Consider the following 10961-nt stretch of genomic DNA (forward strand, 5'->3'; position numbering starts at 1 on the left):
AATATCATGAACAAAACAGATTTAATTAATTCAGTCGCTGAAAAAAGCGAACTATCCAAAAAAGATGCAACAAAAGCTGTAGATTCAGTTTTTGAAACTATCATGGATTCACTAAAAGACGGTGAAAAAGTACAATTAATCGGTTTCGGTAACTTCGAAGTACGTGAACGTGCTGCTCGTAAAGGTCGTAACCCACAAACAGGTGCTGAAATTGAAATTCCAGCTAGCAAAGTACCTGCGTTTAAACCAGGTAAAGCCCTTAAAGATAGTGTAAAATAAACATTTACATATGGGCGCAAAAAAAAGGGTGCATTATGCACCCTTTTTCTATTATATGAAAAAATGAGAGGGATGCTAATATGAAGGAGATATCGCAAGGGGATTTTTTTATTGTCAAAGCACTAGAAAATGGCGTACAAGTAATTGGCTTAACGAGGGGAATGGATACAAAATTTCATCACTCTGAAAAACTTGACCAAAATGAAATGTTAGTCGTTCAATTTACAGAACATACTTCAGCTATTAAAATTAAAGGAAAAGCTATTATTGAATCTAGCGTTGGTCAAGTGCGAAACGATCAATAATCAATTGCTACATACAAAAGCAAAATGATATAACTTATGTTATACTATTTTTAATGAAATTCCGTTTTCGGTATGGTTTTTTGGAGAAAGGGTTTAGGTGATCCTATGACAGACGTATCATTTAATAGCATAAAAGTAGAGTTAGAAGATAAACTTCAACATCCATACTTAAAAAAGTTTATTAAAAAGCCAGTTATAAACAACGATAAGCTTGTGATCTTATATAACTTGATAGAACAAACATCTTATTCAGAAGAAAAGAAGAAAAATTACATTTTAACTACGATGCTAGTACAAATAGCATTAGATACACACGATTTAGTATCAGAAAAACATGATCAAGAATCAAAACAAACAACAAAAAGCAGACAGTTAACCGTTTTGGCAGGCGATTATTTTAGTGGCATATATTATTATATGCTTTCTAAGCTTGAAGATATTGCTATGATTGCTACGTTGGCGTCTACCATTAAAGAAATCAATGAAATAAAAATGACATTGTTCTATGAGAAGAAACAGTCTTTAAATGATTGGGTGGATGGAGTAAAAGCATTGGAATCTATTCTCATTGTTCGTGTAGCAAATCACATTAACAATCCTTCGATTGATTCTTTTATCCAACAATGGCTTTTAACAAAACGGTTACTTCAAGAAAAAACTGCATTTTTAACGAAACAACATTCCCCATTATTTGAACTATTTATTGAACAATTAAGCAAAGAACAAGTAATTGCTAATCAACTGTTAGAAACAATTGAATCAACAATACATAAGCATTTTCTGCTATCAAAAGAACTGTTTTATAACGTACCGACACAATTCCAATTTTTAAAAACGTATGCTCAGTCCTTTTTTATAAAAGATTCTAACCATTATAAGTTATCGGTGGAAGAAGGGTAAGAAATGAAAGAACAGACAAAAGAAGAACGTGTACATCATGTGTTCGAGAAAATTTATCAACGTTACGATTGTATGAATTCTATTATTTCTTTTAATCGACATAAAGCATGGAGAAAAGATGTAATGAAAAAAATGAAAGTAAAAAGGGGATCTTCGGCACTAGATGTTTGTTGTGGGACAGGAGATTGGACTTTTGCATTAGCTGAGCAGTCTGGACGTTCAGGCAAAATCATCGGTCTAGATTTCAGTGAGAACATGTTATCTATTGCTAAAGATAAACATAATAACCAGATTCAACCTCAGCTTTCATTTATCCAAGGTAATGCAATGCAATTACCGTTCGAATCAAATACTTTTGATTTTGTGACCATTGGATTTGGCTTGCGTAACGTGCCAGATTATCAGCAAGTATTAAATGAAATGGCAAGAGTGGTTAAACCTGGAGGCAAGGTCGTTTGTCTTGAAACATCTCAACCAACTTTACCTATCTTTCGGCAATTATATTATTTCTATTTTAAATTTATTATGCCTACCTTTGGAAAGGTTATGGCGAAAAGCTACAAAGAATATGCGTGGTTGCACGAATCAGCGAAAAACTTTCCAGGTAAAAATAAACTAAAAAAAATGTTTGAGGATGCAGGTTTGACTGCTGTTGAAGTGAAAAGCTACACAGGTGGGGTTGCTGCTATGCATATGGGTAAAAAAGAACGGGAAGCAAGATAGAATAAATTAAGAATAACAAATTTAAAGGTGAATTATATAATGAAACTAGCAATGACATATTCTTATCTAAAATCTGATCTGCAGGTGATTGAACAGGGATTGGAAGAAACAATCCATGCCAAACACCCCATATTGAATGATGCCTCAACACAACTTTTAAAAGCTGGAGGTAAAAGACTACGTCCAATTTTTGTTTTGTTAGCAGGTCATTTTGGTGATTATAATTTATCACATTTAAAATCTGTAGCTGTATCATTAGAATTGATTCATATGGCTTCTTTGGTTCATGATGATGTCATTGATGATGCAAAATTAAGGCGCGGAGAACCAACTGTTAAGGAAAAATGGGACAATCGAACTGCAATGTATACTGGTGATTATATATTTGCGCGGTCATTAGAGTATTTATCTAATCTTAACAATCCAAGAGCACATCAAATCTTAGCTAAAACGATGATTGATTTAACGGTTGGTGAAATAGAGCAAATAAAAGACAAATATAATTATGATCAACATTTGCGTCATTATCTAAGAAGAATTAAACGAAAAACAGCTTTACTCATTTCATCAAGTTGTCAATTAGGTGCAATTGCAGCAAATGTTCCAATAGAACAGGAACGACAATTAAAGCAATTTGGCTATTACATTGGAATGTCTTATCAAATTATTGATGATATATTGGATTTTACCTCATCTTCCAAACAGCTTGGGAAACCGTCAGGAAGCGATTTAATTCAAGGTAATATTACGTTACCAACTCTGATTGCTATGAAAGATAAGGCATTTTATAATGAAATAGTAGAAGTGTTTTCACATCAAACGATTCATCAAGGTCAAATTGATCCACTTATTGAATACATAAGAAACTCTGATGCGATAGAAAAATCTTTTCAAATAAGTAATCGATACCTGAATAAAGCATGTAAATCTCTAGAAACATTACCTGATATAAAGGCAAAAAAAACATTTGAAGAAATAACTAATTATATTGGGAAAAGAAAGGCGTAACTATATCATTGTATTAGGAGCTGATTCTTAAACATGGAACAAACATTCATTATGATAAAACCAGATGGTGTAAAGAAAGGTATCATTGGACAAGTAATTTCTCGGTTTGAAGCAAAAGGATATCAATTGGTTCGAGCGTCTGTAATAACCATTTCACCTGAATTAGCTGAAAAACACTATGAAGCTCATAAACGTAGAGATTTTTTTAATGATTTAGTTTCCTTTATTACTTCTGGATCAGTTGTTCCAATGGTATGGCAAGGTGAAAATATTATTGAGGAATCACGAAATTTAATTGGAGCAACCGACCCCAAAAAAGCCGATCCTGGTACGATTCGTGCAGATTTCGGTGCTAGTATTCGTTCCAACGTAATTCATGGCTCAGATTCTAAAGAAAATGCTCTAAGAGAAATTGGTCTTTTTTTCAATATTTGACTTTAACGTGTTAGTCATACGCATATATAGTAATATTCTTTATCCGGCGTAGGTAAATCACTTGCGTCGTGTTTCGTTCCAACAATAAATATAATTATTTTTCCCCTCGTCATTGACGGGGTTTTTACTATTAGCTCATCGACAGGAGGAGGAGAGTAAATGACTGATTATCAATCATTTAGTCAATCAATAAAAAATAAAACTGGGATAGACTTGTCTCTATATAAAGAAGTGCAGATGAAACGGAGGTTGACCTCACTTAGAGACAAAAAAGGGTTTAAGGATTTTAATACATTTTATAAAGCATTAGTATCTGATCAGTTACTAATGGAAGAGTTTTTAGATAAAATAACGATAAATGTTTCTGAATTTTATCGCAATTCAGCAAGGTGGGGTGTTTTGGAAAAAAAAATTTTACCTCAATTATTGAATAAGAAAGATAACTTGAAAATATGGAGCGCGGCATGCTCCACTGGAGATGAACCGTACACATTAGCAATGATGCTTAGTCAATATATCGATTTGTCAAAAGTAACGATTATTGCAACAGATATAGATGAAAAAATATTGACTCGTGCCAGGAAAGGTGTATATTCGGAGCGTGCGTTAAAAGAAGTGCCGAAAGATCTAAAAGACAAATTTTTTGTGAAACATAATTCAGAGTACGTTATTGATGAAAAATTAAAAAAGGCGATAACTTTTAAAAAGCATAACCTCTTGTCTGATCCATATCCTGAGAATTTTGATTTGATTGTTTGCCGCAATGTACTGATTTATTTTACAGAAGAAGCAAAAGAAAAAATTTATCATAATTTTAATAATTCATTGAATTCACAAGGGGTATTTTTTGTTGGTAGTACGGAACAAATATTCACGCCAGATAAGTATGGATTTAAAGTGATAGATACATTTTTTTATCAAAAAATAGAATAATACGGTCAATTTAAGATTAATTTTCGAAAAAATAGAATAATCTATCAATTTGCTACACACAGAATCGGAAAGGTATGATATAGTAATACAAAATTATAATAATCTGGGGGGATTGTAATGCGTTATTTAACAGCTGGAGAATCACATGGCAAACAATTAACGACAATTATTGAAGGCATTCCCGCGTTAATGCCACTAACTACAGAGAATATTAATGAATCATTGCTGAGACGACAAAAAGGACATGGTCGTGGTAAGCGAATGCAAATAGAAAAAGATTTAGTAGATATCGCTGGCGGTGTAAGACATGGATATACATTAGGATCACCAATTGCCTTAATTGTCCATAATGATGACTTTAAACATTGGGAAGATATTATGGGAGAAGATCCCGTTGATCCTGATAAGAAAATACGTAGAAAAGTAACTCGTCCTAGACCGGGGCATGCGGATTTAAATGGCGCAATGAAATATGGACATAGAGATATGCGTAACATACTAGAACGATCATCTGCAAGAGAGACTACTGTGCGTGTTGCTGCTGGTGCTGTTGCTAAAATATTACTTCATCACCTAGGGATTGAGATTGTAGGTTATGTGAATGAAATTGCTGGTATTACCGCAGAAGAGAAAGACTATTCTATGAAAGAAAAAATAGAAATTTCTGAAGCATCTCCAGTACGCTGTTTAGACGAAGAAGCAGGAAAAGAAATGATGCATGCCATTGATCAGGCCAAACAAGATGGTGATTCTATTGGTGGAGTTTGTGAAGTGTTTGTAACGGGGATGCCAGCTGGTGTAGGTTCTTACGTACATTATGACCGTAAATTAGATGGAAGGATTGCTGGTGCTGTTCAAAGTATTAATGCTTTTAAGGGTGTAGAGTTCGGAATTGGTTTTGAGGCAGCAAGAAGAAATGGAAGTCAAGTCCATGATGAAATCGCATGGAAAAAAGAAAGAGGATACTATCGAAAAACCAATCGTCTCGGAGGTTTTGAAGGTGGTATGACAACTGGTATGCCGATTGTGGTAAAAGGTGTTATGAAACCAATCCCGACATTGTATAAACCGCTGCAAAGTGTGGATATTGACACGAAGGAACCGTTTAATGCAAGTATTGAACGTTCTGATTCCTGTGCCGTGCCAGCTGCTGCTGTAGTAATGGAGCATGTTGTAGCATTTGAAATAGCGAAAGCCTTGTTAGAACAATTTCCACATGATCAATTTCCGAAATTACAGCAAGCAATTGAAGCATATCGTGAAGAAATAAGGTGTTTTTAATGGAAACAATTTCGGTTCAAACAAGTACAAATCATTATCAGGTTTCCATTGGTAGGCAATTACGGTTTAAAGTCAATCAGTTTGTTAATAAAACATATAGTAGTATTTTTATTATTACGGATAGTAATGTGGAAGAATTATATTTACATGATATCATTTCGACACTTCAGTCAGAACACACTGTTCACTACACTGTTGTTCCAGCTGGCGAAAATTCAAAGAGTATTCGTGTGTATTTTGATATTATTACAGAAGCAATTCAAACTGGGTTAGATAGACAAGGGTTAATTATCGCACTAGGAGGTGGGATGATTGGTGACTTGGCTGGTTTCGTAGCATCAACCTTCATGCGTGGAATAGACTATATCCAAATGCCGACTACCGTTTTGGCTCATGATAGTAGTGTTGGTGGTAAGGTGGCTGTCAATCACCCAGAAGGAAAAAACTTAATTGGTAATTTCTATCCTCCTCAAGCAGTTATTTATGATGTTGAAACATTACACACGATTCCGTTAAGAGAATTACGTTCAGGGTATGCTGAAATTGTAAAACATAGTCTTATTCACAGTCCATCTTTTTGGGATGAAATGCAGACGGTAGATGTGACGAAGCCATTATCTGATCAAGAACTAATGAAACACTTAGTAAAAGGCATTTCAGTTAAAGCAGATATTGTAGAAAAAGATGAAAAGGAATCACATATTCGTCAATATTTAAACTTTGGTCATACGTTGGGGCACGCACTTGAAGCTGAACTTGGTTATGGAGAAATTACACATGGAGAAGCAGTGGCAATAGGAATGCTATTCGCTTTTCGCGTTAGTGATTATGTGTACAATACTTCACTACCATATGAATCATTATTGGAATGGATTAAAAAAAATCAATTTCCAACAACGTTACCACCACTTCAAATTACAAAGTTAATTAACCGTATGAAAAAAGATAAGAAAACGAAAAACCAAACTGTACAAATGGTTTTGTTAAAATCACTAGGTTCACCGACTGTAGCTGTTGTTGATGATCGTGATTTAGCTTATTTATTAGAAAAATTCATACGAGAGTTGGTGAAAAAGTGATACGTGGTATTCGAGGAGCGACAACAGTTACGAGGAATGACAAGCACGAAATATTAACGAATACAGCAATTCTTGTAGAAGATATGATAGAAAAAAACAAAATTATTCCTGAAAATGTAGCATCTGTATTTGTTTCTGTAACAGCAGAATTAAATGCTACTTTTCCAGCGCAATCAATACGAAAACTGGATGGTTGGAATTATGTTCCTGTCATGTGTATGCAAGAAATTGATGTACCAGGTAGCTTAAAAAATTGCATTCGTGTAATGATTACTGTTAATACATCAACTAAACAATCAGAAATTCAACATATCTTTCATCATGAAGCAAAAAAGTTAAGACCGGATTTAATGAATATGTGATTGGAGCGTTTTTATGAAAGCTAAAAAAGTACTAAAACAAATGAAACCTTATAAACCCGGAAAACAAATAGAAGAGGTTAAAAAAGAATATAACTTAAATCGTATCATTAAATTGGCTTCAAATGAAAACCCGTTTGGTTATTCAGATGAAGTGAAAAAAGCATTACCTGCTTTAACTACGCAATTTGAATTATATCCAGATGGTTATGCGGCAGAACTAAGAGAACAGTTAGCTAAAAAACACAGTATAGCTAAGGATCAGCTTGTATTTGGATGTGGTTCTGATGAAGTAGTTGATATTATCTGTCGCACTTTTTTAGAACCAGGGACAAATACCATCATAGCCAAACCCACTTTTCCACAATATAAACATAATGCGTTAATACAAGGAGCTACCGTCAAAGAAATCCCTTTAGAAAATGGGTATCATAATTTAGAGGCGATGCTTGAAGCTATTGATGCTGATACAAAAGTAGTTTGGTTGTGTACACCAAATAATCCAACAGGTTGCCTCATTAGCAATGAATCATTAGCATATTTTATGAATAATTGCCCGGATAACGTATTAGTAGTAGTTGACGAAGCGTATTATGAATACGTTACAGTATCAGATGCACCTGAAACAATCCAATCGATTAGTCAGTACACTAATCTAGTTACTTTAAGAACGTTCTCAAAAGCTTACGGTCTTGCCGGTTTACGTGTCGGTTATGGCGTTGCATCAGAAGATATTGCAAACTTACTCAACATCACTCGAGGACCATTTAACACGACTACTATTGCTCAACAGGCAGCTATGATCGCTTTAGAAGATACTCATTTTTTACAAAATTCTGTCAATAAAACAGTGGAAAACAAGCAGCTATTTTTAACTTTTTTAGATGAGTTGGGTTTAAAATATTACGACTCGGAAGCTAACTTTGTTTTTGTTAAACTTCCTATTACGGGTGATAAGTTATTTGAGCATCTACTAACAAAAGGGTTTATTATCCGTTCAGGCGAAGCGTTAGGGCATCCAAAAGGCGTTCGTATTACAATTGGTCATCAACAAGATATGAAGGAATTACAAGATTTATTACATGATTATCTTCGTCCTTTAATTGAGAAGGATCAATCATGAGTAAAAGAGTGGTGATTGCGGGGTTAGGGTTAATTGGTGGTTCGCTAGCAATTAATATTAAGAAACGTTCAAATACTACGCTTATTGGTTATGATACAAATCGAAAAACATTAGATTATGCTTTATTACATGGTATTGTTGATGAGATTACAACTGATTTTGCTAAGGCATTGTCTAACGCTGATTATTGCATTTTAGCAGCTCCTGTATCTAAAACGGTTGAGCTTATTAATCATTTAAGAGATGTCCATGTAACCAATTCATTACTAGTTACTGATGTTTCTTCTGTTAAACAACCAATAATGGATGCGGCAAAGGAAATAAAACAACCAAATGTAACGTTTATAGGTGGACATCCAATGGCAGGGTCTCACAAAAAGGGTATCCAGGCAGCAAAAGCGCATTTATTCGAGAATGCTATTTATATTCTGACCCCTGAGGCACAGGTAAGTCAAGAAAGAGTAGAAGAGCTAAAACAATTATTAGCTGAGACAAAATGCTCTTTTTTAGAATTAGATCCAACAGAGCATGACGAAATGACAAGTGTGATCTCTCATTTCCCCCACCTTATTGCATCTTCTTTAGTTCATCAAGCTAAAAAATGGCAAAAAAAACATGAGCGAATACCTAATTTAGCAGCGGGTGGGTTTCGGGATATCACGCGTATTGCATCTAGTAATCCATCGATGTGGCAGGATATTTTCTTCCAAAATAAAACAATTATTAATCGTTTATTGAAAGATTGGATTAATGAAATGACAGAATTGCAAACACTTCTTCAAACGAATGATAAAATATCTATGTATCATTATTTGGAACAGGCAAGAGAATATCGTGATGGATTAGGCGCAAAGAAAAAAGGTGCGATTCCTTCTTTTTACGACGTATATGTTGATATTTTTGACCAAACAGGTGCCCTATTAAAAGTGGTCTCATTACTAGCTGAAAATGATATAAGTATAAAAAATATAGAAATTTTAGAAATACGAGAAGGCATTACTGGTGTACTTCGATTAAGCTTAGTCACACAAGAACAACAATTAGATGCTCATCGCATTTTAATTAAAAATGGTTATGAAACAATGCTTCAAGAGTAAAGGAGGTTTGATGTATTGACTAATAAAATACTACACGCTATTCAATCGGGAATAAAAGGGAACCTAACTGTACCAGGAGATAAATCGATTTCTCATCGAGCAATTATATTTGGATCATTATCGAAAGGACGGACTGTAGTCTCTAATTTCTTAGATGGTGAGGATTGCTTGCGAACAATTCATGCATTTAGAGCAATGGGAGTAACCATTCAAAAAGAAGGGTCAAATGTAACGATTGATAGCAATGGAATAGATGGTTTAAAGGAACCAAAACAGCCGATTGATTTAGGTAATTCAGGTACAACCGCTCGATTATTATTGGGCGTATTGGCTGGTTTACCTTTTCACGTTACATTATTTGGTGATGATTCACTTACGAGTCGACCAATGGATCGAGTCGTTCGCCCATTAAGACAAATGGGAGCAAAAATTGACGGTCGTGAAAACGGAAAGTATTTACCTATTTCTATCAGAGGTGGTGCAATTCAATCGATTAGTTTTATTCCACCTGTTAAAAGTGCCCAAGTAAAATCTGCTGTTCTATTAGCAGGACTTTTTGCAGATGGTAATACAAACATTATTGAACCTACAACCACTCGAGATCATACTGAGAACATGCTTCAAGCATTCGGTGGAGATATAACGATTGACCAAAAAACAATTACCATACTTACCAATCAATCATTAAAAGGAACAACAATTGATGTTCCTGGAGATATATCATCAGCTGCCTTTTTCTTAGTTGCAGCTGCAATTGTACCAGACAGTAAGCTGACCATCCATGATGTCGGTTTAAATCATACGCGCACGGGAATAATTGATGTACTAAAGAAAATGGGAGCTTCCATTGAAGTGAAAGAAGAACGTCATATTGGAGGAGAAATTATTGGTTCGATTACAATTGAATCATCTGATTTAAACGGAATAGAGATAGGTGGCGACCTTATTCCGCGTATGATCGATGAAATACCAATTGTAGCTTTATTAGCGACGCAAGCGAATGGTAGAACGGTTATTCGTGATGCTGAGGAGTTGCGATATAAAGAATCAGATCGAATCCAGTCTGTTGTAGACACATTACAAGGTCTAGGAGCATCCATTCGTGCTACTGAAGATGGAATGATTATTGAAGGGAATACTTCATTAACAGGTGGAGTTGGAAATTCATACGGAGATCATCGTATTGGCATGATGATTGCAATTGCATCTTTAATTGCTGAACAAGACACGCAATTGATTGATCCGGCGTGTATAAATATATCTTATCCGTCTTTCTTTGCGGATTTAGCTAATGTACAACAAAAATAAACACAAAACACTTTTCTATCAATGACTGTAGCATTGATAGAAAGGTGTTTTTTCGGTTCTACGTCAAATCACGTTGGTGAGTCAGAATAGTCAACTGAATTATTTTATGTTCGCGTCCTAAAGTAGCTAAG

13 protein-coding genes are annotated in these 10961 nt (G+C 34.7%); all 13 read left to right on the top strand.

The genetic code is table 11. The features are described 5' to 3' along the window. The first annotated feature begins 6 nt into the window (after positions 1–6). Positions 7–279: an HU family DNA-binding protein gene (locus ACH6CY_RS05930; protein ID WP_374066357.1), complete on the top strand. Its 273-nt coding sequence runs from the start codon at positions 7–9 to the stop codon at positions 277–279. An 80-nt stretch (positions 280–359) separates the two neighbouring features. After that, a complete protein-coding gene (mtrB, locus tag ACH6CY_RS05935; protein WP_374066358.1) occupies positions 360–584 on the top strand; it encodes a trp RNA-binding attenuation protein MtrB in 225 nt (74 codons plus the stop codon). A 105-nt stretch (positions 585–689) separates the two neighbouring features. Next, positions 690–1484, top strand: a complete 795-nt coding sequence (locus ACH6CY_RS05940; protein WP_374066359.1) for a heptaprenyl diphosphate synthase component 1 — start codon at positions 690–692, stop codon at positions 1482–1484. A gap of 3 nt (positions 1485–1487) precedes the next feature. Beyond that, the gene (locus ACH6CY_RS05945; protein ID WP_374066360.1) at positions 1488–2207 is read left to right on the top strand and encodes a demethylmenaquinone methyltransferase; all 720 of its coding nucleotides are present in this window, start codon (positions 1488–1490) and stop codon (positions 2205–2207) included. Between the two features lie 39 nt (positions 2208–2246). Further along, positions 2247–3215 carry a heptaprenyl diphosphate synthase component II gene (gene hepT, locus ACH6CY_RS05950; protein ID WP_374066361.1) on the top strand — a complete coding sequence of 323 codons (969 nt, stop codon included), beginning with the start codon at positions 2247–2249 and terminating at the stop codon, positions 3213–3215. A 33-nt stretch (positions 3216–3248) separates the two neighbouring features. Next, on the top strand, positions 3249–3650 hold the full coding sequence (gene ndk, locus ACH6CY_RS05955; RefSeq protein WP_374066362.1) for a nucleoside-diphosphate kinase: 402 nt from the start codon (positions 3249–3251) through the stop codon (positions 3648–3650). Between the two features lie 159 nt (positions 3651–3809). Continuing rightward, positions 3810–4583 (top strand): CheR family methyltransferase, encoded by a 774-nt coding sequence (locus ACH6CY_RS05960; protein WP_374066363.1) that lies wholly within the window; start codon positions 3810–3812, stop codon positions 4581–4583. A gap of 117 nt (positions 4584–4700) precedes the next feature. Next, positions 4701–5864, top strand: a complete 1164-nt coding sequence (gene aroC / locus ACH6CY_RS05965) for a chorismate synthase (protein ID WP_374066364.1) — start codon at positions 4701–4703, stop codon at positions 5862–5864. Then, complete coding sequence (gene aroB / locus ACH6CY_RS05970) at positions 5864–6943, top strand: 3-dehydroquinate synthase (RefSeq protein ID WP_374066365.1); 1080 nt, start codon at positions 5864–5866, stop codon at positions 6941–6943. The genes aroC and aroB overlap by 1 nt, the downstream gene beginning before the upstream one ends. Then, complete coding sequence (aroH, locus tag ACH6CY_RS05975; RefSeq protein WP_374066366.1) at positions 6940–7305, top strand: chorismate mutase; 366 nt, start codon at positions 6940–6942, stop codon at positions 7303–7305. Before aroB ends, aroH begins: the two co-directional genes overlap by 4 nt. Positions 7306–7318: 13 nt before the next feature. Beyond that, positions 7319–8425, top strand: a complete 1107-nt coding sequence (hisC, locus tag ACH6CY_RS05980) for a histidinol-phosphate transaminase (RefSeq protein WP_374066367.1) — start codon at positions 7319–7321, stop codon at positions 8423–8425. Beyond that, on the top strand, positions 8422–9522 hold the full coding sequence (locus ACH6CY_RS05985) for a prephenate dehydrogenase (RefSeq protein ID WP_374066368.1): 1101 nt from the start codon (positions 8422–8424) through the stop codon (positions 9520–9522). The genes hisC and ACH6CY_RS05985 overlap by 4 nt, the downstream gene beginning before the upstream one ends. Positions 9523–9537: 15 nt before the next feature. Then, the gene (gene aroA, locus ACH6CY_RS05990; protein WP_374066369.1) at positions 9538–10830 is read left to right on the top strand and encodes a 3-phosphoshikimate 1-carboxyvinyltransferase; all 1293 of its coding nucleotides are present in this window, start codon (positions 9538–9540) and stop codon (positions 10828–10830) included. Positions 10831–10961 lie beyond the last annotated feature (131 nt).

The organism is Paraliobacillus sp. JSM ZJ581, assembly GCF_044383835.1.
In the GTDB taxonomy this organism is placed as follows: Bacteria; Bacillota; Bacilli; order Bacillales; family Amphibacillaceae; genus Paraliobacillus.

What these genes read in the sequence shown, in the direction of transcription:
- ACH6CY_RS05930 (WP_374066357.1), top strand. Translation starts at nt 7, where the DNA reads ATGAACAAAACAGATTTAATTAATTCAGTCGCTGAAAAAAGCGAACTA.
- mtrB (WP_374066358.1), top strand. Translation starts at nt 360, where the DNA reads ATGAAGGAGATATCGCAAGGGGATTTTTTTATTGTCAAAGCACTAGAA.
- ACH6CY_RS05940 (WP_374066359.1), top strand. Translation starts at nt 690, where the DNA reads ATGACAGACGTATCATTTAATAGCATAAAAGTAGAGTTAGAAGATAAA.
- ACH6CY_RS05945 (WP_374066360.1), top strand. Translation starts at nt 1,488, where the DNA reads ATGAAAGAACAGACAAAAGAAGAACGTGTACATCATGTGTTCGAGAAA.
- hepT (WP_374066361.1), top strand. Translation starts at nt 2,247, where the DNA reads ATGAAACTAGCAATGACATATTCTTATCTAAAATCTGATCTGCAGGTG.
- ndk (WP_374066362.1), top strand. Translation starts at nt 3,249, where the DNA reads ATGGAACAAACATTCATTATGATAAAACCAGATGGTGTAAAGAAAGGT.
- ACH6CY_RS05960 (WP_374066363.1), top strand. Translation starts at nt 3,810, where the DNA reads ATGACTGATTATCAATCATTTAGTCAATCAATAAAAAATAAAACTGGG.
- aroC (WP_374066364.1), top strand. Translation starts at nt 4,701, where the DNA reads ATGCGTTATTTAACAGCTGGAGAATCACATGGCAAACAATTAACGACA.
- aroB (WP_374066365.1), top strand. Translation starts at nt 5,864, where the DNA reads ATGGAAACAATTTCGGTTCAAACAAGTACAAATCATTATCAGGTTTCC.
- hisC (WP_374066367.1), top strand. Translation starts at nt 7,319, where the DNA reads ATGAAAGCTAAAAAAGTACTAAAACAAATGAAACCTTATAAACCCGGA.
- ACH6CY_RS05985 (WP_374066368.1), top strand. Translation starts at nt 8,422, where the DNA reads ATGAGTAAAAGAGTGGTGATTGCGGGGTTAGGGTTAATTGGTGGTTCG.